This window comes from Streptomyces sp. NPDC047869, assembly GCF_040704065.1.
Classification (GTDB): domain Bacteria; phylum Actinomycetota; class Actinomycetes; order Streptomycetales; family Streptomycetaceae; genus Streptomyces.
Genome location: NZ_JBEYRK010000013.1, coordinates 52,548 through 73,680, shown reverse-complemented (window position 1 = coordinate 73,680; position 21,133 = coordinate 52,548). Strand labels below are relative to the sequence as shown.

Genomic DNA, 21,133 nt, shown 5'->3' with positions numbered 1-21,133 from the left:
TTCCCCGCAAGGCTGTTGCCATGACCAGCATCGACGTACGAGACCTCACCAAGGAGTACGGCGGCCGGCGCGCCGTGGACCGGCTCACCTTCGGCGTCCGTCCCGGCCGCGTCACCGGATTCCTCGGCCCCAACGGCGCCGGCAAGTCCACCACCATGCGGCTCGTCCTCGGCCTCGACCGGCCGACCTCCGGGACCGCCACGATCGGCGGCCGCGCCTACGCCGAACTCCAGGACCCCCTGCGCCGGGTGGGCGCCCTGCTGGACGCCGGGGCCGCGCACGGCTCCCGTACCGCGCGTGACCATCTGCGGGCCCTGGCGGTGAGCAACCGCATCCCGGCCCACCGGGTGGACACCGTCCTGGAGCGGACCGGACTCGCCGCGGTGGCCCGCCGCCGGGTGCGGACGTACTCCCTGGGCATGCGCCAGCGGCTCGGCATCGCCGCCGCCCTCCTGGGCGACCCGGAGGTGATCCTGCTGGACGAGCCCGCCAACGGCCTCGACCCGGAGGGCATCATCTGGATCCGCACCCTCCTGCGCGGCCTCGCGGACGAGGGCCGCACGGTCCTCGTGTCCAGCCATCTGATGAACGAGACCGCCGCCTTCGCCGACCACCTGGTGATCCTCGGCCGGGGCCGCCTCCTCGCCGACACACCGGTGCAGGAGTTCATCCACGCGCGCGTGCGGCCCCGGGTCAAGGTCCGCACCACCGACGCCGCCGCGCTCGGCGGCCTGCTCGCCCGCCACGGCCACGACGCCTCCCAGGACGAGGACGGCACCTGGACCGTGCGGCACGCGCGCGTGGACGACATCGGCCGCCTGATGTCGGAGGCGGGCGTGCCCGTGCTGGAACTGACCGCTCAGAAGGCCACTCTCGAGGAGGCCTACCTCCATCTGACGGCCGCCGAGGCCGAGTTCACCGCCCAGCCCCAGGAGGTCTGACCATGCCGTTCACCCCGGTCCTGCACGCGGAGTGGATCAAGATCCGCACCCTGCGCTCGCTCGTCGGCAGCCTGGCCGCGGTCCTGCTCGCCACCGTCGCGTTCTCCGCGCTCTCCTCCGCCGACGCCGATGACACGGACCCGCTGTTCTCGGTGTTCTTCGGGATCAACCTCGGTCAGATCGCCGTGATCGCCTTCGGTACGACGGCCGTCTCCTCCGAGTTCCGGGGCGGCGCGCTGCGGCTGACGCTCGCGGCCGTACCGGACCGGCGGCGGTGGTTCGCCGCGAAGGTGACGGCGATCGCCCTGCCGGTGCTGGCGACGGGGCTGCTCACCGGCCTCGTGACACTGCTGGTGGGCAAGGCCGTGCTCGGCGACTCCGGGCCCACCTGGTCCGAGGGGCTGCGCGGCGCCGTCGGCTGCGGTCTCCACCTCACGCTGATGGCGCTGTTCGCCGCCGGACTCACGGCCGTCCTGCGCAGCGGCGTCGCGACGCTCTCCGTGCTCATCCCGTTCCTGCTGATCGTGTCCTTCGTCATCGGCGACATGTCCTCGGGCGTGGCCGATCTGCTGCCCGACCGGGCCGGTCAAGTCGCCCTGCACAGCGCCCATGACGGAGCCCTCGGTCCGTGGACCGGGCTCGCGGTGGCCGCGCTCTGGGCGGCGGCGGCCCTCTCCGCGGGGGCCTGGAGCGTGCGGCGCAGGGATGCCTGACGGCATGCCAATTGTCAGTGGGGCCGGTTTTACTGGATCACATGGACATCGCGAACTGTCTCGCTCTGATCGAGCGGCTGTGCGGGCGGGAGTTCCCACGGGAGCACGGCAGGACGGACGTCGGCACGGGCGGGCCCGGTTACCTGATAGCCGCCTTGCGGACCAGCGGCGACTTCCACGAGGACGACGGCACCGAGCGGGAGACCGTGGAGGCGCAGTACGAGGCCGACCGGGACGCGCTGGGCGAGCGGCTCGCCGAACGGTGGGGGCCGGCGGACGTGTTCGGTCTGGCCGGCGTGCTGCTGCGGAGTGCGGAGGGGGAGGAGGCGGCGGAGCCGTGGGGGACGCTGGCCGCGCACGTACCGGATCTGCACCTGTGGCGCGCGGAGTCGGGCCGCTGGGTCGCCCTGGGGGTGTCCCGGTGGGACGGCGAACCGCCGTTCCAGCTGCTGGCGGTGGTCACGGAGACCGACCCGCCCTGACCCCTCAGGCCTCCTCCGCGGCCTTCCGCAGCCGCGCGAACTCCTCCGCCATCGTCGCCGCCGTCCAGTGCGCGTTCAGCCCGCTGGGGTTGGGCAGCACCCACACCCGGGTGTCACCGATGGCTCCCTCCTGCGGACCCACCCCGGCCCTGCGGTCGCCGAAGGCGGCCCGGTACGCGGTCACGCCGACCACGGCCAGCCACCTCGGCCTCAGCCGCGTCACCCTGGCCGTCAGCGACTGCCCGCCCGTCACGTACTCCTCGGCGGTCAGCTCGTCGGCGCGAGCCGTGGCCCGCGCCACGACATTGGTGATGCCGAGCCCGTACGTCAGCATCTCCCGCTGCTCCGCGGGCTTCAGCAGCCTCGGCGTGAAGCCGGACAGATGCAGCACCGGCCAGAACCGGTTGCCCGGGCGCGCGAAGTGATGGCCCGTCGCAGCGGACATCAGACCGGGGTTGATACCGCAGAAGAGCACCCGGAGGCCGTCCGCGACCACGTCCGGGACGAGACGGTCGCGGGCGGCCTCCAGTTCCGCCGGGGCGAAGCGGGTCAGAGGATCGCTCCCGGGGTGTAGCCGGCCGCCTCGGGGTGCTGCTTGACGATCTCCTCGATCCGGCCGACGACCACACCGACCTGGGCGGCGGCCGCACCGGTGAAGGACAGCTTGTCGGCCATCAGCGCGGCCAGCTCCTCGCGGCCGAGCGGCAGCCGCTCGTCGGCGGCGAGCTTGTCGAGCAGGTCGTTGCGCTCGGCACCCTGCTCACGCATCGCGAGCGCGGTGGCGACGGCGTTCTCCTTGATGGCCTCGTGCCCGACCTCGCGGCCCACGCCCGCCCGGACGGCGCCCATGAGCACCTTGGTGGTGGCGAGGAACGGCAGGTACCGGTCCAGCTCGCGGGCGACCACGGCCGGGAAGGCGCCGAACTCGTCGAGCACGGTCAGGAAGGTCTCCAGCAGGCCGTCCAGGGCGAAGAACGCGTCGGGGAGGGCCACCCGGCGCACCACCGAGCAGGAGACGTCGCCCTCGTTCCACTGGTCGCCCGCCAGCTCGCCGGTCATCGAGGCGTAGCCGCGCAGGATCACCATCAGGCCGTTGACGCGCTCGCAGGAGCGGGTGTTCATCTTGTGCGGCATCGCCGAGGAGCCCACCTGGCCCGGCTTGAAGCCCTCGGTGACCAGCTCGTGCCCGGCCATCAGCCGGACCGTCTTCGCCAGCGAGGACGGCGCCGCGGCAAGCTGCACCAGCGCGGTCACGACCTCGTAGTCCAGCGAGCGCGGGTACACCTGGCCGACCGAGGTGAACGCCTGGGAGAAGCCCAGGTGCCGCGCGATGCGGTCCTCCAGCTCGGCGAGCTTGGCCGCGTCGCCGCCGAGCAGGTCCAGCATGTCCTGGGCGGTTCCGACCGGGCCCTTGATGCCGCGCAGCGGGTAGCGGCCCAGCAGCTCCTCGACGCGGCCGTGGGCGACCAACAGCTCGTCGGCGGCGGTCGCGAACCGCTTGCCGAGGGTGGTCGCCTGGGCGGCCACGTTGTGCGAGCGGCCCGCCATGACCAGCTCGGCGTACTCGCCCGCCAGCTTGCCGAGCCGGGCCAGGACGGCCACGGTGCGGTCGCGCATCAGCTCCAGGGAGAGCCGGATCTGGAGCTGCTCGACGTTCTCGGTGAGGTCACGGGAGGTCATGCCCTTGTGCACGTGCTCGTGGCCGGCGAGGTCGTTGAACTCCTCGATCCGGGCCTTCACGTCGTGCCGGGTGACCTTCTCGCGCTCGGCGATCGAGGCCAGGTCAACGGTGTCGAGGACGCGCTCGTAGTCGGCGATCGCCTCGTCCGGCACCTCGATGCCGAGGTCCTTCTGGGCCCGCAGCACGGCGAGCCAGAGCTGCCGCTCCAGCCTCACCTTCTGCTCGGGGGACCAGAGCGTGGCGAGCTCGGCGGAGGCGTAGCGTCCGGCGAGGACGTTCGGGATGCGGGGCTTGGCGGGAGCGGAAGTCACGTGTCCAGATTCTACTGGCGGTTCGTGCAGGCCAGCGCCACGGTCTCGTTCGGCGGAAGCTACGAGAGCCACGTCACGCCGGGAGGCGGGCCGGCCCGTCGCCGGGACCCGGCCCGCCTCCTCGCGCGGGCCTAGGCCCGCCCCTCGTACGGCAGCAGCTCGGGTCGCTTGGCCGGGCGGCCGTCGCCGGAGGAACGGCCGGTCAGCCGGCGGCCTATCCACGGCAGCAGGTGCTGCTGGGCGAACCGCGCGTCGGCGATCCGCCGGTGCATCCAGCCGGGCGGCAGCGTGGCCGGAACCGGGACGTGCCACTCGGTGTCCTCGGGCTCGTAGCCGAGCGTCTGCCACACCGCCTCGGCGACCCTGCGGTGCCCCTCGTCCGTCAGGTGCAGCCGGTCCACGTCCCACAGCCGGGGATCCGCCAGTGACGGCGCCCCGTACAGGTCGACCACCAGCGCGCCGTGCTTGGCGGCCAGCTCGTCGATGCAGGCGTACAGCTCCTCCATGCGCGGCCGGAACCGCTCCAGCACCGGGCCCTGCCGGCCGGGGCTGTGCATGAGCACGAGCTGTTCGCAGTTCGGCGCAAGCCGCTCCACGGCCTCCGTCAGCAGACCCCGCACCCGGCCCATGTCGCACTTGGGCCGCAGCGTGTCGTTGAGCCCGCCGACGAGGGTGATCACATCGGCGCCCATCGCGGCCGCCACGTCGACCTGCTCGTCGACGATCTGCTTGATCAGCTTGCCGCGCACCGCGAGGTTGGCGTACCGGAATCCAGGGTTGCGGGCCGCCATCCGCGCGGCGAGCAGATCGGCCCAGCCCCGGTAGGAGCCGTCGGGCAGCAGGTCCGACATGCCCTCGGTGAAGGAGTCGCCGAGGGCGACCAGGCTGGTGTGCGCGGGAGGTATGGAATTCGTGTGCATGGCGTCAGCGATGGTAACCCGGCTCCATACCCGTCGGTCGGTCGCCCTCGGACCGCTCGGGGCGGGCCGGGGGCGACCGGGCGGGACGGGGCCGGGCGGCCCGCCGGGCGTGGGCTCAGGCGGGCTGCCCGAACAGCTCCCGCAGGACGTCCTCCATGGTCACGAGGCCCGCCAGCCGGCCGTCGTCGCCGAGCACGCCCGCCACGTGCGTACGGCTGCCGCGCATCGCGGTGAGCACGTCGTCCAGCGGTGTGCTCTCCCGTACGCGCGCGATGGGCCGCATGTCCCGCAGCCGGAACGGCAGATCCCGCGGCACGACGTCCAGCGCGTCCTTGACGTGCAGATAGCCGACGATCCGGCGGCCCTCGTCGACCACGGGGAACCGGGAGAAGCCGGACTCGGCCGACAGCCGTTCCAACTGCTCGGGGGTGACGCCCACGCGCGCGTAGACCACCCGCCGGAGCGGGACGACCACGTCCCGGACCGGGCGGCGGCCCAGCTCCAGGGCGTCGTGCAGCCGCTCCTGCGCCCGGTCGTCGATCAGCCCCGCTTCGCTGGCGTCCTTGACGATCTCGGCGAGCTGGGTGTCCGTGAAGGTCGCCGACACCTCGTCCTTGGCCTCCACCCTGAGCAGCTTCAGCAGCCCGTTCGCAAAGGCGTTGATCGCGAAGATCACCGGGCGCAGTGCCCGGGAGAGCGCGACCAGCGGCGGGCCGAGCAGCAGCGCGCTGCGCACGGGTTCGGCGAGTGAGATGTTCTTGGGCACCATCTCGCCCAGCAGCATGTGCAGATAGGTGGCCAGGGTCAGCGCGATCACGAAGGACACCGCGTGGCCCACGCCCGTGGACACGCCGACCGCGTGGAACACCGGCTCCAGCAGATGCGCGATCGCCGGCTCGGCGACCACACCGAGGACCAGCGTGCACAGCGTGATGCCGAGCTGGGCGGCGGCCAGCAGCGCGGACACGTGCTCCAGGCCCCACAGCACGCTCTTCGCGCGCCGGTCGCCCTCCTGGGCGAGCGGCTCGATCTGCGAGCGGCGCACCGAGATCAGCGCGAACTCGGCACCCACGAAGAAGGCGTTGACGACGAGCGTCGCCAGGCCGATCAGCAGCTGTACGGCGGTCATCGCGCCCCCTCCGTCCGGCGGTCGTGCTCCTCGTCGTCCAGTGGCGCGTGCAGCAGCACCCGGGCGGCGCGGCGCCCCGAGGCGTCCACCACGTCCAGCCGCCAGCCGGCCACCTCGACGGTGTCCCCGACGCTGGGTATACGGCCCAGCTCGGTGGCGACGAGACCGGCCAGCGTCTCGTACGGCCCCTCGGGTACCCGCAGGCCCACCCGGGCGAGCTGGTCGGTGCGGGCGGCGCCGTCCGCGGAGTACAGGGCCCGGCCCTCGGTGTCGGCGCCCGCGGGGGCCAGGTCGGGCGTCTCGTGCGGGTCGTGCTCGTCCCGCACCTCGCCGACGACCTCCTCGACGATGTCCTCGAGCGTGGCCACACCGGCCGTACCGCCGTACTCGTCGATGACGACGGCCATGGTGCGCCTGCCGGACAGCCGGTCCAGCAGCCGGTCGACGGTGAGGGACTCGGGCACCATCAGGGGCTCGCGCATCACCTGGCCGACGGAGCGGCGGGTGCGCTGGTCGGCGGGCATGGCCAGGACGTCCTTGATGTGGGCGACGCCCACGACCGAGTCGAGGCTGCCGCGGTAGACGGGGAACCGGGACAGGCCCGTCGCCCGGGTCGCGTTCGCGACGTCCTCACAGGTCGCCTGGGCGTCTAGGGCGACGACCTGGACGCGCGGGGTCATCACGTTCTCCGCCGTCAGGTCGGCCAGGTTCAGTGTCCGGACGAACAGCTCCGCGGTGTCCGCCTCCAGCGCGCCCGCCTTCGCGGAGTGCCGGGCGAGGGCCACCAGCTCCTGCGGCCCGCGTGCGGAGGCCAGTTCCTCGGCCGGCTCGACACCGATCCGGCGCACCACTCGGTTGGCCATGTTGTTCAGGTGCGTGATGAAGGGGCGGAAGGCGGCGCTGAACCAGCGCTGCGCATTGCCCACCCGTTTGGCCACGGCCAGCGGCGAGGAGATCGCCCAGTTCTTCGGCACCAGTTCGCCGACCACCATCAGGAACACCGTGGACAGGGCCGTGCCCAGCACCAGCGCGACGGTACTCGCCGTGGTGGCGGACAGGCCCAGCGCCTCGAAGGGCCCGGCGAGGAGCTTGGCGATGGAGGGCTCGGCGAGCATGCCGACCACCAGGTTGGTGACGGTGATGCCGAGCTGTGCGCCGGAGAGCTGGAAGGTCAGGTTCCGTACGGCCTTCAGGGCGCCCGCGGCGCCCCGCTCGCCGCGTTCGGCGGCCCGTTCCAGCTCTCCGCGCTCGACGGTGGTCAGCGAGAACTCGGCCGCCACGAACGCGCCGCAGGCCACGGCGAGCAGGATCGCCAGCAGGAGGAGCAGCACTTCGGTCATCGGGTCACCCCCGTCCCATGATCGGGCAGGGCCGGGCGGGGCGCGCGGTGTCGCGGACTGGGAGGATCGCCCATGGGCGGACTCTCACAACCTTTCATGGAGGGCCGAGTGCTCCCTCAATGGTAAAGGATGGGCAAAGAGTCCTGTGGATTCGGTCGGTGAACGGCGGGACGCCGGTCCGTGCGGCGGCAGGATCCGGTCCGTGAGCGGCCCGGGATCAGTCCGTGAGCGGCTTCACCCAGCGCCGCCACCGCTCCTCGGGCCCGTACCCGGCGGCCCGCCACGCGTGGTGCGCGCTCTCGTTGCGGACCAGCACCATCGCGTCCGCGCGCCGCCCGCCGAGCGCCGCGAACCGCTCCTCGGCGGCGGCCAGCAGCGCCGAGCCGATGCCCTGCCGCCGCCGTCCGGGACACACCGCGAGCCGGTACAGATGGCAGCGCCAGCCGTCGAAGCCCGCGATCACCGTGCCGACCAGCCCGCCCTCCGCCTCGGCGAGGATCAGCGCCCCGGGATCGCGGGCGACCAGCCGCTCCATCCCCTCGCGGTCGTCACTGATGCTGGTGCCCTCGGCGGCCGTCCGCCAGAACGCGAGGACGGCGTCCAGGTCGGCGGGCAGGGCGGGGCGCAGTCGGAGTCCGATCATGCGAAGACCCCATCACGCGAAGAGTTTTCCGCCCCGGAATTCCATCATGCGGACTCCTCGCGCAACCGGGCCAGCACCGGGGCGAACTCCTCCATCGACGGCTCCAGGACCGTCAGATACGAGAACCCGAACCGCTCCCGCTGCGCCCGCACCCGCTCCACGAGGTGATCGAGCGGGCCGACCAGCACGATGGGCAGGGCCAGCGCCGCCTCCAGGGTGAGCTGCGGCTGGCGTTCGAGCAGGGGCCCCAGGACGGGCTCGGGATCGTCGGTGACGGCGACGATCTGGATGAGCAGGTTCAGCTCCGCCTCCTCGGGCCGGCCCGCCGCGTGCTCCCGGTACCGGGCCACCCGCTCGTCCAGCTCCTCGGCCGTCAGCGGCTGAAGCGTCCCGGCGGTGCGACCGGGCCGGGCTCCGGTGAACGCCGCGATGTCCGCGTGTTCGGCGGTCAGCCGCAGCATCCGATCCCCGTTGGCGCCGATCAGCAGGGGCACCCCGCGTTGCTCGGGCTTCGGCCGGTGCTCCTGCGAGCCGAGCAGCCGGTCCAGCTCCACGACCGTGCGCCGCAGATGGTCCACCCGCTCGCGCGGGGAGCCGTACGGCAGCCCGGCCGTCTCGTGCTCGGCCTCGACGTAGCCCGTGCCGAGGCCGAGTTCGAGCCGGCCGCCGGTCAGCGCGTCGGTGGTCGCGACCTCGCGGGCCAGCAGCGCGGAGTTCCAGAAACCCGCGTTGAGCACGAAGGTGCCGAGGCGCGGCCGCTCGGTCGCCTCGGCGGCCGCCACCAGCGCCGGGAACGGCGCGACCATGCCGAGGTGGTCGGGGACCAGGATCACGTCGTACCCCAGCTCCTCGGCACGGCGGCACGAGGCCCGCCACTCGGCGGCGGGCGAGGGCGTGAGCAGATTGACCCCGAAGCGGAACGGGCGCGGCATGGACTCTCCTCGTCAGCAGGTGACTTGAGCCTGGCGCCACGATTCCATCACGCCTCCGCGGCGCCTCGCGGAAGCCCGTGCCGTCCCGCGGAGGCGACCGGCGTCACTCGTGCGCGATCGCCGCCAGCACGTTCATCCGGGACGCCCGCAGCGCCGGCAGCAGGGCCGCCACGATGCCGACCACCGCCGCGCCGATCACGACCGCGACGACGGTGCCCCACGGAATGGCGAGCGCGGTCATGCCCTGCAGGGCCAGCACCCGCTGCATGCAGACACCCCACACCAGACCGAGCCCCAGTCCCAGTACCGCCCCGAACACCGCGATCACCACCGACTCCAGCCGGATCATCCGGCGCAGTTGCCGCCGGCCCAGCCCGATCGCGCGCAGCAGCCCGATCTCCCGGGTGCGCTCCACCACCGACAGGGCGAGGGTGTTGACCACGCCGAGCACCGCGATGACGATGGCGAGCCCGAGCAGCGCGTACACGAGGTACAGCAGCACCGCGATCTGGTCGTGCACGAGCTTCTTGTAGTCGGCCTGGTCGCGCACCTGGACCTGCGGGAACGGCTTGAGCGACCGCTCCAGAGCCGAGCGCAGCTCCTGGGCGCCGGTGCCGGGGGCCGCGTTGACGTAGAGCGCGGAGTCCTGGCCGTCCGGCACGTGCTTCTGGAGCGTCGCGAGGCCGAGGAAGACACCGCCCTGCGAACCGAAGGCCTGCGATCCCTCCTGGTCGGTGAGGGCCCCGACCGTCAGTTCCGCCCGGCGGCCGCCCTGGAACTCGACGGGGAGCACGGTGCCGATCCGCACCCGGTGGCCCCGGGCGAAGCCGGCGTCGAGGGCGAGGTGCCCCGCCGCCAGCGCCGCGGGCGAGCCGCCCCGGGCGTAGGTGAGGTGGGCGACGTCGTCGAGCCGGGGGCCGTACCCGGCGGCCGTGGTCTGGACGCGCCTGCCGTCGGGCAGCCGCAGGGCGATCGGGGCGATCCGCTGCCGTACGACCAGCCCGGCGCCCCGGGTACCGGTCACGGCGTCCGTGACGTCCTTGTTGAACGGCCTGAACTCGGTTCCCTGCACGATGAAGTCGGCGCCGAGCGTCCTGTCGATCTGCCGGTCGAACGACGCCGACATCGACGCGCTCGCCACGGACATGCCGCCGACCAGCGCCAGACCCACCATCAGCGCGGCGGCGGTGGCACCGGTGCGGCGCGGGTTGCGCAGCGCGTTGCGCTGACTCATCCGGCCGACCGGCCCGAACAGCGCGGGGAAGGCTCCGCCGAGGACCCGGATCACGGGCCGGACCAGCAGCGGGCCCGCGATCACGGTGGCGACCAGCGTCAGCACCACGCCGAGGCCGAGCAACGAGGACGCCGGGGTGGTCCGCGTGGCCGCGGCGCAGCCGGCCAGCGCGGCCGCACCGGCCGCCCCGACCACGGCGCCGGCGATCGCCCGGGTCCGCAGCGGCCTGCCCACGCCGGCGACCTCGGCGTCCGCCAGCGCCGCCATCGGGGAGACGGCCGCCGCCCGCCGCGCGGGCAGGTACGCGGCTACGAAGGTGACGCCGACACCGACCACGTACGCGGCGACCGGGGTGCCCCAGCCGATCACCATCTCGGTGGCCTTCAGGTTCATCCCGAACGCGGCCATCAGCCGGATGAGGCCGAACGCCAGGCCGATCCCGGCGGCGAGGCCGAGCGTGGAGCCCACCACTCCCAGCAGCGCCGCCTCCGTGAGCACCGACCGCCGCACCTGCCGCCGGTCCGCGCCCAGCGCCCGCAGCAGCCCCAGTTCGCGGGTGCGCTGGGCGATCAGCATGGAGAAGGTGTTGACGATCAGGAAGACGCCGACGAGCACGGCGATGCCGGCGAAGCCCAGCATCACGTACTTGATCACGTCGAGGAAGCCGCCGAGGTCGGCCGCGGCCGACTTGGCCTGCTCGTCCGCGGTCCTCAGGTCGTACGTCCCGGTGCCGATCGCCGCGCCGACGCGGTGCTTGAGCTCCGTGTCGGTCACGCCCTTCGCCGCGTCCACCGAGACGCCGGTGGCCCGGCCGGCGGAGCCGAGCAGCACGCGGCCGGCCACCGCGGGGTCCAGGAACACCCGGGCGGCACCCGGATTGGTGGTGGTGAACGTGGCGATGCCGACGACCCGGACCGGGAACGAACCCGGCTGCGCCTGCACCGTCAGCGTGTCGCCGATCCGTACGTGCTTCTCGCCGGCGGTGTCCGCGTCGAGCAGCACCTCCCCCGCGCCGTGCGGGGCGTGACCGGAGGTCAGCTTCACCGGGCTGCGCCGGGCGGCGTACCAGGAGCCGGCGACGGTCGGGGCGCCGGTGGTCGGCCCGACGGACCGGTTGCGGCTGTCGACCACCACCACGTTCCGCACCGAGACGTCCGCGTACACGGCGGCGACCCCGTCCACCTTCGAGATCCGGTCCGTCAGCTCCGAGGGGAGGGTCCGGACCACGCCTCCGGGCACGGCGGACTTCAGGTCCTCCTTCGGTTCCACGGTCACATCGGCGGCGGTGGAGGCGAAGAGCTGGTCGAAGGTGCGGCCGACGGTGTCGGAGAAGATCAGACTGCCCGCGACGAACGCCACGGACAGGACGACGGCCAGCGCGGACAGCGCCAGCCGGCCCTTGTGGGCGAGGAAACCGCGCAGGGTCGCCCTGAGCACCGGGTCAGCCCTCGTGGGCGGTGACGTCGTCGCCGAGCCGTCCCCGCACCACGTCGAACGCTTTCATGCGCTCCAGCACCGCGTCCGCCGTCGGCCGCGCCATCTCGTCCACGATCCGCCCGTCGCCGAGGAAGAGGACCAGGTCGGAGTGGGCGGCCGCGCCCGGGTCATGGGTGACCATGACGACCGTCTGTCCGAGGTCGTCCACGGCGCTGCGCAGGAAGCCCAGCACCTCCAGCCCGGCCCGCGAGTCCAGGTTGCCCGTCGGCTCGTCGGCGAAGATCAGCTCGGGCCGGGAGGCCAGCGCCCGCGCGCACGCCACCCGCTGCTGCTGACCGCCCGAGAGCTGCGCGGGCCGGTGGGACAGGCGCCCGCGCAGACCGAGGGTGTCGATGACCTGGTCCAGCCAGGCCTGGTCGGGCCTGCGGCCCGCGATGTCCACGGGCAGCGTGATGTTCTCGGCCGCGGTCAGCGTCGGGATCAGGTTGAACGACTGGAACATGAAGCCGATCCGGTCCCGCCGGAGCCGGGTCAGCTCCCGGTCCTTCATACCGGTGATCTCGGTGGCGCCGAGCCAGACCTGACCGGCGGACACGTTGTCCAGGCCCGCCAGGCAGTGCATCAGTGTGGATTTCCCGGAGCCCGAGGGGCCCATCACGGCGGTGAAGCGGCCGCGGGCGATGTCCACGTCCACCGAGTCGAGGGCGAGCACCGCGGTCTCGCCCGAGCCGTACGCCTTGGTCAGGCCGCGCGCGCGGGCCGCGATCCCGCCGTCCGGCGTCAGGCCCGGCGCGTGCTCCGCAGCAGGTGTGGACAAGACCGCCTCCCGGTCGTCGACTCCCTCGTTCCGACCGAGCCTAGTGTGACCGGCCCCACAGTCGGTATCCCTCCAGGGACCGACGACACGCACACCGTGTAAGGGACACCGTCCCCGGGACGGCCCAGCGCGCCCGCAACCGCGAGTGCGGGCGCCCGGTGCCGGGGCGGCCCGCGGCGGTCAGCGCTCGGCCGGTTCCCCGGGCCGCCAGGCCGTGCCCAGCGCGCAGTACGACGTGGGCAGCCTCGGTCCCCGCTCCGGCAGCAGCACCCGCCGCTGCGGCCCGAGTTCGAACCCGGCGTCACGCAGCCCGGCGACCGGGTCACGGGCCAGGTGGCAGCCACCGCTCAGGGCCGGCCAGAGCGTGCGGTCCAGGGTGCGCTGGGTCAGCACCATCATCCGGCCGCCGCCTCGGCCGTGCTCGAAGAACCGCACCTCGCCACCCGGTCTGAGCACCCGCCGCACTTCGCCCAGCGCCCGTGCCACGTCCCGCACACTGCACAGCACCAGCGACAGCACGGCCGCGTCGAAGGCCTCGCTCTTCACCGGCAGCGCCTCCGCGACTCCCGGCACCACGTCGACCGGCACCTGGGCGCGCAGGGCCGACTCCAGGGCCAGCTTCCGCAGCAGCGGCTCGGGTTCGATCGCGACGACCTCCGCGACCTCCCTGGGGTAGTGGCCGAAGTTCAGCCCGTTCCCGGCACCGATCTCGATCACCCGCCCGGACAGCCCGGCGAGCAGCCGCTCACGTATCCGGGCCATCCCGAGCCGGGTCTCGGCGCCCACGCTGAGCCGGGCGTAGTAACGGGCGAAGAGCGGGTGGTGGACGGAACTCCGCGCCACCGTGCCGGAACCGGCCGACGACAACCGCATGGCAACCTCCCGGGCAGGGCCTAGGGTGATTGTCCCCCGGGGAGCCCCGGCACACCCCCGCCGCGTCCAAGGTCATGAGCGGCGGCCGAGGCGTGCGGGGCCGTCACTCAGGGCGCCTGCCGGATGCGGAACGCCTCCGCGTCCCATGTCCCGTCCAGCCGCCCGGCCAGCCAGCCCGGCGCGGCGGCCCGGAACGCGGCGGGCGGCAGCGCGCCCGCCCCGGCGGGCAGCGCGCCGAGCAGCGGGGCGCCCGCGACCTCCGGCAGGTCCACGACGTTGCAGCGGCAGGCCAGGTCAGGGTCGTCGGGCCAGCTCCCGATCACGACCCCGGCGAGATCCAGCTCGCGGGCCCGCAGTTCACGTGCCGTCAGCTCGGTGGTGTTGAGCGTGCCGAGGCCGGCCGAGGCGACGACCAGCACCGGCGCGTTCAGCAGCCGGGCCGTGTCGGCCAGGGTTCCGCCCGCCGCGTCGAACCGGACGAGCAGCCCGCCCGCCCCCTCGACCAGCACCAGATCGTGCTCGGTGGCCAGCTTGGCCGCCGCCTCGGCGACCTCGTGCGGATGCACCGGAGCCATCCGGGCCCGCCGGGCCGCCGTACCCGGCGCCAACGGCTCGGGGAAGCGGGCCAGTTCGGCGGCCGTGACCGGCCCGGCCAGCCGGGCCACCTCGTCCGCGTCGCCGCGCTCGTCCGGCCGTACGCCCGTCTGCGCGGCCTTCAGCACCGCCACCGAACGCCCGGCCGCGAGCGCCGTGGCGGCGACGGCCGCGGTCGTGACGGTCTTGCCGACCTCCGTGCCCGTCCCCGTGATCACCAGTACCGGCATCTCAACCCTCCCGCGCCGCGGCGCACACCGCGCGCGCGATCCGTGCCACGTCCTCGTCCGAGGTGACGTACGGCGGCATCGTGTAGACCAGGTCGCGGAACGGGCGCAGCCACACGCCCTCCCGCACGGCGGCCCGGGTGGCCGCGGTCATGTCGACCTCGTGGTCGAGCTGCACCACGCCGATGGCGCCCAGGACGCGGACGTCCTTCACCCTCGGCAGCGCGGCGGCCGGTGCCAGGCCCGCCCGCAGGCCCGCCTCGATCCGCCGGACCTCCGCCCGCCAGTCCTGCCCGAGCAGCAGGCCGATCGAGGCACAGGCCACGGCCGCCGCCAGCGGGTTGCCCATGAACGTCGGGCCGTGGGCGAGCACCGGCACCTCGCCCCGCGAGATGCCGTCCGCCACCCGCGCCGTGCACAGCGTGGCCGCCATGGTGAGATAGCCGCCGGTCAGCGCCTTGCCCACGCACATCACGTCCGGGGTTACGCCCGCGTGGTCCGCCGCGAACAGCGCGCCGGTGCGCCCGAATCCGGTGGCGATCTCGTCGAACACCAGCAGCACGCCGTGCTCGTCGCACGCCTCGCGCAGCACCCGCAGATACGCGGGGGAGTGGAACCGCATCCCGCCGGCCCCCTGCACCACCGGCTCCACGATCACCGCGGCCAGCTCGTCGGCGTGCCGCCCGATCAGCTCACGCAACCGCAGTGCGTACGGCTCCTCGTACTCGGCCGGCGGAGCGTCCGCGAACACCTGACGCGGCAGCACACCGGTCCACAGGTCGTGCATCCCGCCGTCGGGGTCGCACACCGACATCGGGTTCCAGGTGTCCCCGTGGTAGCCGCCGCGCCAGGTCAGCAGCCGCTGCTTGGCCGGGCGGCCGAGCGAACGCCAGTACTGCAGGCACATCTTCACCGCGACCTCGACCGACACCGAGCCGGAGTCGGCGAGGAACACATGCTCGAGCCCCTCTGGAGACATGTCGACAAGGAGCTTCGCCAGCCGGACGGCGGGCTCGTGCGTGAGCCCGCCGAACATGACGTGGCTCATCCGCCCGAGCTGCTCACGGGCCGCCTCGTTGAGGACGGGGTGGTTGTAGCCGTGGATCGCCGACCACCACGAGGACATGCCGTCGACCAGCTCGCCCGAGCCGTCGGCCGGGCGCAGTCTGACCCCGCTCGCCGACTCCACGACGAGCGGTTCGGCGCGCCCGGGCATCGGACCGTACGGATGCCACACATGCCGCCGGTCCAGCTCCAGCAGCTCGGGCACGCTCAGGCCGGGCAGGTCAGGCATTGGGCGCGAGATCCGTTCCGGCGCCCCGGCGGCGCACGGCGACCAGGTCGGTGCGCGCCTCGTTCGCCGCGGGCTCCGGTGCGGACGCCGTACCGCAGACACCGCCGCCCTCGTGCGAACCGCAGCCCGCCTCCGCGTGCGAACCGCAGCCCGCCTCCGCACCCGACCCGCACCCGGCGCTTCCGTGGGAGCCGCAGCCGCCGGCGGCGGCCGCCGCCCGGTGCTCGGGCAGGGTCACCTGCTCGGCGCCCTCCACCTCGAACCCGGCGTCCGCGATCATCTCCAGGTCGGCCTTGCCCGCCTGGCCCTCACTGGTCAGGTAGTCGCCCAGGAAGATGGAGTTGGCCAGGTTCAGGGCCAGGGGCTGCATGGTGCGCAGGTGGACCTCGCGGCCGCCCGCGATGCGCACCTCGGCGTCCGGGCAGACGAAGCGCACCATGGCGAGGATGCGCAGACAGCGCTGCGGGGTGAGGTTCCACTCCTTGCCGAGCGGGGTCCCCTCGAACGGGATCAGGAAGTTCACCGGAACGGAGTCCGGGTCGAGCTCGCGCAGCGAGAAGACGACGTCCACCAGGTCCTCGTCGCTCTCGCCCATACCGGCGATCAGCCCGGAGCAGGCGGACAGCCCGGCGGCGTGCGCCTTGTTCACCGTGTCCACCCGGTCGGCGTACGTGTGGGTGGTGGTGATGTCCCCGTACGTGGCCTCGGAGGTGTTCAGGTTGTGGTTGTAGGCGTCCGCGCCCGCCTCGCGCAGCCGTTCGGCCTGGCCGTCGGAGAGCAGGCCGAGACAGGCGCACACCTCGACGTTCTCGTGCTGGTCCTTGATGGTCCGGATGGTCTCGGAGACCCGGTCCACGTCCCGGTCCGTGGGGCCGCGCCCGGACGCCACCAGGCAGACCCGCTTGGCGCCGCCCGCGAGGCCCGCGGCGGCGGCCTCGGAGGCCTCGCCGGGCTTCAGCCAGGTGTACTTGAGGATGCCGGCGGTGGAGCCGAGCCGCTGGGAGCAGTAGGAGCAGTCCTCAGGGCACAGGCCGGACTTGAGGTTGACCAGATAGTTGAGTTTCACGCGCCGGCCGAACCAGTGCCGGCGCACCTTGCCGGCCGCGGCCACCACATCGAGCAGGTCGTCGTCGGAGGTGGCGAGCACGGCGAGAGCCTCGTCGCGGGTCGGCGACTCGCGCCGAAGCCCCTTGTCCACCAGCGTGTTCAGCAGGTCCATGAGGCACGATCCTGTCCTACGGGACCGCCTCGGGCCAAGGAGAGTTTGCACAACGGAGACGGTTCACCGTGTGGGTATTGCCACACCCTGGGTGGAGGGCCGTACGGCTAGTGTCTGTCCGCTACCTACAAAAGCCCCGGAGGACCCATGGCGTTCGGCTGGATCGACGAGCAGGCCGAGGCGCGCCGTCGCGCCGGACTCGTACGGACCCTGCGCCCGCGCCCGGCCGACTCGCCGCTGCTGGACCTGGCGAGCAACGACTACCTGGGTCTCGCCCACCATCCCGAGGTCGCCGAGGGAGCGGCCGGGGCCGCCCGGACCTGGGGCGGCGGGTCCACCGGTTCCCGGCTGGTCACCGGTACCACCGAGCTGCACACCGAGCTCGAGCGGGAACTGGCGGACTTCTGCGGCTTCGAGGCGGCCCTGGTCTTCTCCTCCGGCTACGCCGCCAACCTGGCCGCGGTCACCGCGCTCGGCCCGCACGGGTCCCTGATCGTGTCCGACGCGGGCAACCACGCCTCGCTCATCGACGGCTGCCGGCTCGCCCGGGGCAACACCCAGGTGGTCGGGCACGCCGACCCGGAGGCCGTGGGCAAGGCGCTGGGCACGCACCCGGGACCGGCGATCGCCGTCTCCGACACGGTGTTCTCCGTCGACGGCGACGCGGCACCGCTGGCCGCCCTGGCCGAGGCGTGCCGTGAGCACGGCGCGGGCCTGGTCCTGGACGACGCGCACGGGCTCGGGGTGCTGGGCGACGGCGGCCGGGGCGCCCCGTACGCCGCCGGGCTCGCGGGCGCCGCGGACGTGGTCGTCACGGCGACACTGTCGAAGTCGCTCGGCAGCCAGGGCGGTGTGGTGCTGGGGCCGGCCCGGGTCGTCGCCCACCTGGTCAACGCCGCCCGCACGTTCATCTTCGACACCGGTCTCGCCCCCGCGGCCGTGGGCGCCGCGCTCGCGGCGCTGAGGCTGCTGCGGCGCGAGCCGTCGCGGGCGGAACGGGCCCGCGCGGTCGCCGCCGAACTGCACGCACGGCTGACCGCCGCGGGTCTGGAGGCGGTACGACCGGACGCCGCGGTGGTCTCCGTGCGGGCTCCGTCCCCGGAGCAGGCCGTGCGCTGGGCGGCCGACTGCCGTACGGCAGGCCTGGCCGTGGGCTGCTTCCGTCCTCCTTCCGTGCCCGACGGCATCTCGCGGCTGCGGCTGACCGCCCGTGCGGACCTCTCCGGGGCCGAGATCGAACGCGCTGTACGTGTGATTCGCGAGGCGCGACCATGAGTCGGCGTGACACGGCCGCACGTCTGGCGAAAGTGATCGGATCTGATCAGTAGGGGTCGGCCCGCCGGCCGGTGGTCAGGTCGGGTTCGACCCGGTCACCGGAGCGTTGCCACGAAGCCCGCCCAGCTCCCGGGGGAGAAGAGCAGCGCGGGTCCGGCCGGAGCCTTGGAGTCGCGCACGGCGAGCAGTCCGGCCCACGGGCCGGAGTGCGGCCGGGCCGTCTCCACGCAGTTGTTCGCTCCGGTGCTGTAGCTGCTGCGCAGCCACCGCACGTCGTGCAGATCGGTACTGGCTGGGACGTTCCGAGGCAGTGCTGTCATGGTGCCTCCTTACGCGCCGTCACCTATCCCGGCGATGTAGTCCAACGATTCCTCGGGTGAAAGGGCGTGGAACTGAAGGGTGTCGAAGGCCTCGGCGTAGGCCATGAGGTCTTCTTTCCGTTCCAGGTAGAGGCTACTCGTCAACTGGTCGAGAACAACCACGTCCAGATCAGAAGTGCGCGGAAATGAGAAGATAACGAAAGGCCCGGTGAGGCCGACATGCGCCCCCGCCGCGAACGGCAGTACCTGGAGCCGCACTTGGGGCAGCCGGGCGGCCTCCATCAGCCGTTCCAGTTGCCGCGCCATCACCTCGGGGCCGCCGACCTCCCGCCTGAGCACCGCCTCGTCCAGTACCGCGGTCAGCTCCAGCGGCGGCTCGGACCGGAGCACGTCCTGCCTCGCCAGCCGCACCTCCACCAGGGCGTCCAGCCGCTCCTCGTCCACTCCCTCCACCGCTGCCCGGGTCACCGCGCGAGCGTATTCCGGCGTCTGCAGAAGGCCGGGAACCACCGTGGTCTCCAGGGTGCGCATCCCGCTCGCCTGCGACTCCAGACTGATGAAGTCGCGGTAGGTGGGCGGCAGGACGCCCCGGTACGCGTGCCACCAGCGGTTGCGGCCGCCCGCGTCCCCCGAGCCCGTCAACATCAGGAGCATGTCGCGCAGTTGCCGGTCCCGGACGTCGTAGGCGTCGAGGAGTAACCGCACGTCCGCCGGCCTCACCCCACTGGCGCCGGTCTCGATGCGGCTCACCTTCGACTGGTGCCAGCCCACCAGAAGGGCCGCCTCGCCACTGGTGAGCCCGGCCCCGGTGCGCAGCGCACGCAGTTCGGCGCCCAGCTTGCGGCGCCGCACCGCGGGACCGTTCTGCATGGGAACTCCTTACTCCTTCCGGGCCGCCCGGATACGGTCTCGCGTCGCAGAGTTCACCGCTTCGGGCGACAGATATATGCATATCTTGGTGGATCGCTCCCCTGACCGGCCCGGTGATGGCAGTCTGGCGAAGAAGCACCAGTCCGGGACCGTACTCGAACCATCCGCTCCTCGTCGGACTGCGGTCCCGTGGGAAAGGGACGACGTCGCCATGGCAGACCACCTGGAAGCATCCGTCACTCTGCCGAGCGATCCCGCCTCGGTCTCCGCGGCCCGTTCCTACGTGGTGGGCACCCTCGCGGAGTGGGGCCTGCCGTCGGACACCGACGTGGCCGACACCGTGCGACTCATCGTCTCCGAACTCGCCACCAACGCCGTGCAGCACACCTTCGGTCAGTCACCCACCTTCACGGTCGACATCGCGCTGGACCGTGACGAACACCTGCGCATCGGCGTCACGGACAGCCATCCGCGCTTTCCGAAGAGACTGCCCGCCGCCGTCCAGCAGGACAACGGGCGCGGCATGGTCATCATCCGCTGGCTCACCGCCGAGTGCGGCGGCAGACTCCGCGTCCGCCCCACCCGCGAGGGCGGCAAGACGGTGTCGATCGAACTGCCGTGGACCCCCCAGGGGGAGCAGCTCACGGCGGCCGGGCAGCAGGAACCCTAGAAGAGGAACTGCGGAAGCCGGGGGACCACGGCCCGGCGCGCGGCCCTGCGGCCGCCCCGGCGGCTCGCCACGGAGCCGGACGCGGCCGCGCCGCCCCGGGGCCGCCCGCGTGCTTCAGGCGGGCACCGGGACGGCGCCGACGGTCAGGGGGAGCGGCCCTGCTGCTGGAGCCGCTCCAGGGGCGGGGCGGGGTCAGCTGACCCGGCCGTACCAGACGCTCCGTGTCCAGATCTTCTCGAGCCGCACCACGGCCCCGGTCTTCGGGGCGTGCCAGATCTTGCCCTTCCCGGCGTAGATGCCGACGTGGTAAACGCTGGATCCAGAGTGGAAGAAGACCAGGTCACCGGCCCTGCGGTGGCCGGCGGAAATATGCCGGGTCCGGTTGTACTGCTGGGCTGCCGTACGCGGCAGCTTCTTGCCCGCCTTCTTGAACGAGTAGAGCGTCAGACCCGAGCAGTCGAATCGGCGCGGACCGGTTGCCCCGTACTGGTAAGGGGAGCCCTTCTTGGAGGCGGCGATGTGCAGAGCCTTCGTCGCCAGCGTGGCGGCCGAGGCCTCGCCGGCCAGGCCGGGCACGGCGATGGAGCCGCCCACCGCTGCAAGCGTAAGAGCCGAGGCCGTACCGGCCCGGGCCATCATCGACGGGACACGATTCAGCGCAGTCATGCGCAACCCTTCGTCAGCCGCCTGTGAAGGATGACCTGTCGGATTCGGGCTGGCGAAGTGGCCCGGCCGCGTTGCCGCGGCTTCACCCCAAGGGCTGCTCGGCACGACCGTCCGTCTGCGACGAACGTCCGTCCCGGCGACCCGTCTTGCCTGGGTCCTCCACTCCTGCCGATCCACTCCTGTCGACCGGTCATCCGGGCGGCGGCAGGACTCGGCGTCCGCACGGATCGCCCCGCCGCGGTGGCGGGGGCTTGTCGTCAGACAGGGATCTTCACTCACAGGTGTCCGAAAATCCCAACGGAACCGGGGATTTGTGGCGTTACTCACCACTCACCCGTTCGGGTGGACACTGCTCTGTTCGAGTTGCCGTCAACTCCCGGACGTAGCCCCGGACCTGGGAAGAAGCACCTCCGCGCACGTCCTTGATCCGCCGATCGCGCAAGTCGGAGGGTCAGAAAAACAGCCTGGAGATACTCCGGCCGGGGGTACGTCGTTCGGGCCGTTTCAACTCCACGCCGGGCGGACCGTCGACGATCGGGTCCACC

Annotated in this window: 22 protein-coding genes and 1 riboswitch; of the genes, 6 read left to right on the top strand and 16 right to left on the bottom strand. The window is 72.9% G+C overall.

From position 1 onward, the window contains the following. The first annotated feature begins 20 nt into the window (after positions 1–20). From AB0924_RS18780 to AB0924_RS18770, 3 genes are read left to right on the top strand one after another with little or no spacing between them, the layout of a single operon-like run. Positions 21–941, top strand: a complete 921-nt coding sequence (locus tag AB0924_RS18780; RefSeq protein WP_366911961.1) for an ATP-binding cassette domain-containing protein — start codon at positions 21–23, stop codon at positions 939–941. A 2-nt stretch (positions 942–943) separates the two neighbouring features. Continuing rightward, complete coding sequence (locus AB0924_RS18775; protein WP_366911960.1) at positions 944–1,654, top strand: ABC transporter permease; 711 nt, start codon at positions 944–946, stop codon at positions 1,652–1,654. A 41-nt stretch (positions 1,655–1,695) separates the two neighbouring features. Beyond that, positions 1,696–2,136 carry a hypothetical protein gene (locus AB0924_RS18770; RefSeq protein ID WP_366911959.1) on the top strand — a complete coding sequence of 147 codons (441 nt, stop codon included), beginning with the start codon at positions 1,696–1,698 and terminating at the stop codon, positions 2,134–2,136. A 4-nt stretch (positions 2,137–2,140) separates the two neighbouring features. On the opposite strand, the gene mug is transcribed toward AB0924_RS18770, so the two are convergent. Both mug and purB read right to left on the bottom strand, forming a co-directional pair. Then, on the bottom strand, positions 2,141–2,689 hold the full coding sequence (mug, locus tag AB0924_RS18765) for a G/U mismatch-specific DNA glycosylase (RefSeq protein WP_358930233.1): 549 nt from the start codon (positions 2,687–2,689) through the stop codon (positions 2,141–2,143). After that, complete coding sequence (gene purB, locus AB0924_RS18760) at positions 2,686–4,128, bottom strand: adenylosuccinate lyase (RefSeq protein ID WP_358930045.1); 1,443 nt, start codon at positions 4,126–4,128, stop codon at positions 2,686–2,688. The genes mug and purB overlap by 4 nt, the downstream gene beginning before the upstream one ends. Here purB and AB0924_RS18755 point away from each other — a divergent pair, their 5' ends adjacent. Next, positions 4,129–4,263, top strand: a complete 135-nt coding sequence (locus AB0924_RS18755; protein ID WP_358930048.1) for a hypothetical protein — start codon at positions 4,129–4,131, stop codon at positions 4,261–4,263. On the opposite strand, the gene AB0924_RS18750 is transcribed toward AB0924_RS18755, so the two are convergent. The 11 genes from AB0924_RS18750 to bioB form a co-directional block, all read right to left on the bottom strand. Next, positions 4,260–5,048 (bottom strand): SGNH/GDSL hydrolase family protein, encoded by a 789-nt coding sequence (locus tag AB0924_RS18750; RefSeq protein ID WP_358930050.1) that lies wholly within the window; start codon positions 5,046–5,048, stop codon positions 4,260–4,262. The genes AB0924_RS18755 and AB0924_RS18750 overlap by 4 nt on opposite strands. Positions 5,049–5,163: 115 nt before the next feature. After that, positions 5,164–6,177, bottom strand: a complete 1,014-nt coding sequence (locus AB0924_RS18745) for a hemolysin family protein (RefSeq protein ID WP_358930052.1) — start codon at positions 6,175–6,177, stop codon at positions 5,164–5,166. Next, positions 6,174–7,517, bottom strand: a complete 1,344-nt coding sequence (locus tag AB0924_RS18740) for a hemolysin family protein (protein WP_366911958.1) — start codon at positions 7,515–7,517, stop codon at positions 6,174–6,176. The genes AB0924_RS18745 and AB0924_RS18740 overlap by 4 nt, the downstream gene beginning before the upstream one ends. A 217-nt stretch (positions 7,518–7,734) precedes the next feature. Next, positions 7,735–8,160 carry a GNAT family N-acetyltransferase gene (locus AB0924_RS18735; protein ID WP_358930056.1) on the bottom strand — a complete coding sequence of 142 codons (426 nt, stop codon included), beginning with the start codon at positions 8,158–8,160 and terminating at the stop codon, positions 7,735–7,737. Positions 8,161–8,204: 44 nt separating this feature from the next. Continuing rightward, complete coding sequence (locus AB0924_RS18730; RefSeq protein ID WP_358930058.1) at positions 8,205–9,092, bottom strand: LLM class F420-dependent oxidoreductase; 888 nt, start codon at positions 9,090–9,092, stop codon at positions 8,205–8,207. A 103-nt stretch (positions 9,093–9,195) separates the two neighbouring features. Then, positions 9,196–11,763 (bottom strand): ABC transporter permease, encoded by a 2,568-nt coding sequence (locus AB0924_RS18725; RefSeq protein WP_366911957.1) that lies wholly within the window; start codon positions 11,761–11,763, stop codon positions 9,196–9,198. 4 nt (positions 11,764–11,767) lie between these two features. Next, positions 11,768–12,580 carry an ABC transporter ATP-binding protein gene (locus AB0924_RS18720; protein ID WP_366911956.1) on the bottom strand — a complete coding sequence of 271 codons (813 nt, stop codon included), beginning with the start codon at positions 12,578–12,580 and terminating at the stop codon, positions 11,768–11,770. Positions 12,581–12,760: 180 nt separating this feature from the next. Beyond that, positions 12,761–13,453 carry a class I SAM-dependent methyltransferase gene (locus tag AB0924_RS18715; RefSeq protein ID WP_358930065.1) on the bottom strand — a complete coding sequence of 231 codons (693 nt, stop codon included), beginning with the start codon at positions 13,451–13,453 and terminating at the stop codon, positions 12,761–12,763. Positions 13,454–13,560: 107 nt separating this feature from the next. Further along, a complete protein-coding gene (gene bioD, locus AB0924_RS18710; protein ID WP_366911955.1) occupies positions 13,561–14,277 on the bottom strand; it encodes a dethiobiotin synthase in 717 nt (238 codons plus the stop codon). A 1-nt stretch (position 14,278) separates the two neighbouring features. Further along, positions 14,279–15,568 (bottom strand): adenosylmethionine--8-amino-7-oxononanoate transaminase, encoded by a 1,290-nt coding sequence (locus tag AB0924_RS18705; protein WP_358930069.1) that lies wholly within the window; start codon positions 15,566–15,568, stop codon positions 14,279–14,281. Then, complete coding sequence (bioB, locus tag AB0924_RS18700; RefSeq protein ID WP_366911954.1) at positions 15,561–16,787, bottom strand: biotin synthase BioB; 1,227 nt, start codon at positions 16,785–16,787, stop codon at positions 15,561–15,563. The genes AB0924_RS18705 and bioB overlap by 8 nt, the downstream gene beginning before the upstream one ends. A 147-nt stretch (positions 16,788–16,934) precedes the next feature. Here bioB and AB0924_RS18695 point away from each other — a divergent pair, with 147 nt between their 5' ends. Next, positions 16,935–18,062, top strand: a complete 1,128-nt coding sequence (locus tag AB0924_RS18695; RefSeq protein WP_358930073.1) for an 8-amino-7-oxononanoate synthase — start codon at positions 16,935–16,937, stop codon at positions 18,060–18,062. Positions 18,063–18,157: 95 nt separating this feature from the next. Here AB0924_RS18695 and AB0924_RS18690 read toward each other — a convergent pair whose 3' ends face one another. Both AB0924_RS18690 and AB0924_RS18685 read right to left on the bottom strand, forming a co-directional pair. After that, positions 18,158–18,382 (bottom strand): DUF397 domain-containing protein, encoded by a 225-nt coding sequence (locus tag AB0924_RS18690; protein WP_359549260.1) that lies wholly within the window; start codon positions 18,380–18,382, stop codon positions 18,158–18,160. A 9-nt stretch (positions 18,383–18,391) separates the two neighbouring features. After that, positions 18,392–19,252, bottom strand: a complete 861-nt coding sequence (locus AB0924_RS18685) for a helix-turn-helix transcriptional regulator (protein ID WP_358930077.1) — start codon at positions 19,250–19,252, stop codon at positions 18,392–18,394. Between the two features lie 211 nt (positions 19,253–19,463). Here AB0924_RS18685 and AB0924_RS18680 point away from each other — a divergent pair, with 211 nt between their 5' ends. Continuing rightward, the gene (locus tag AB0924_RS18680) at positions 19,464–19,922 is read left to right on the top strand and encodes an ATP-binding protein (RefSeq protein ID WP_358930079.1); all 459 of its coding nucleotides are present in this window, start codon (positions 19,464–19,466) and stop codon (positions 19,920–19,922) included. Between the two features lie 192 nt (positions 19,923–20,114). Here the strand turns inward: AB0924_RS18680 and AB0924_RS18675 are convergent, their stop codons facing one another. Beyond that, positions 20,115–20,588: a C40 family peptidase gene (locus AB0924_RS18675; RefSeq protein ID WP_358930081.1), complete on the bottom strand. Its 474-nt coding sequence runs from the start codon at positions 20,586–20,588 to the stop codon at positions 20,115–20,117. 3 nt (positions 20,589–20,591) lie between these two features. After that, positions 20,592–20,815, bottom strand: a riboswitch (cyclic di-AMP (ydaO/yuaA leader). Positions 20,816–21,133 lie beyond the last annotated feature (318 nt).

Coding starts and splice junctions, on each gene's coding strand:
- AB0924_RS18780 (WP_366911961.1), top strand. CDS start 21: ATGACCAGCATCGACGTACGAGACCTCACCAAGGAGTACGGCGGCCGG.
- AB0924_RS18775 (WP_366911960.1), top strand. CDS start 944: ATGCCGTTCACCCCGGTCCTGCACGCGGAGTGGATCAAGATCCGCACC.
- AB0924_RS18770 (WP_366911959.1), top strand. CDS start 1,696: ATGGACATCGCGAACTGTCTCGCTCTGATCGAGCGGCTGTGCGGGCGG.
- AB0924_RS18750 (WP_358930050.1), bottom strand. CDS start 5,048: ATGCACACGAATTCCATACCTCCCGCGCACACCAGCCTGGTCGCCCTC.
- AB0924_RS18745 (WP_358930052.1), bottom strand. CDS start 6,177: ATGACCGCCGTACAGCTGCTGATCGGCCTGGCGACGCTCGTCGTCAAC.
- AB0924_RS18740 (WP_366911958.1), bottom strand. CDS start 7,517: ATGACCGAAGTGCTGCTCCTCCTGCTGGCGATCCTGCTCGCCGTGGCC.
- AB0924_RS18735 (WP_358930056.1), bottom strand. CDS start 8,160: ATGATCGGACTCCGACTGCGCCCCGCCCTGCCCGCCGACCTGGACGCC.
- AB0924_RS18730 (WP_358930058.1), bottom strand. CDS start 9,092: ATGCCGCGCCCGTTCCGCTTCGGGGTCAATCTGCTCACGCCCTCGCCC.
- AB0924_RS18715 (WP_358930065.1), bottom strand. CDS start 13,453: ATGCGGTTGTCGTCGGCCGGTTCCGGCACGGTGGCGCGGAGTTCCGTC.
- bioD (WP_366911955.1), bottom strand. CDS start 14,277: ATGCCGGTACTGGTGATCACGGGGACGGGCACGGAGGTCGGCAAGACC.
- AB0924_RS18705 (WP_358930069.1), bottom strand. CDS start 15,568: ATGCCTGACCTGCCCGGCCTGAGCGTGCCCGAGCTGCTGGAGCTGGAC.
- bioB (WP_366911954.1), bottom strand. CDS start 16,787: ATGGACCTGCTGAACACGCTGGTGGACAAGGGGCTTCGGCGCGAGTCG.
- AB0924_RS18695 (WP_358930073.1), top strand. CDS start 16,935: ATGGCGTTCGGCTGGATCGACGAGCAGGCCGAGGCGCGCCGTCGCGCC.
- AB0924_RS18690 (WP_359549260.1), bottom strand. CDS start 18,382: ATGACAGCACTGCCTCGGAACGTCCCAGCCAGTACCGATCTGCACGAC.
- AB0924_RS18685 (WP_358930077.1), bottom strand. CDS start 19,252: ATGCAGAACGGTCCCGCGGTGCGGCGCCGCAAGCTGGGCGCCGAACTG.
- AB0924_RS18680 (WP_358930079.1), top strand. CDS start 19,464: ATGGCAGACCACCTGGAAGCATCCGTCACTCTGCCGAGCGATCCCGCC.
- AB0924_RS18675 (WP_358930081.1), bottom strand. CDS start 20,588: ATGACTGCGCTGAATCGTGTCCCGTCGATGATGGCCCGGGCCGGTACG.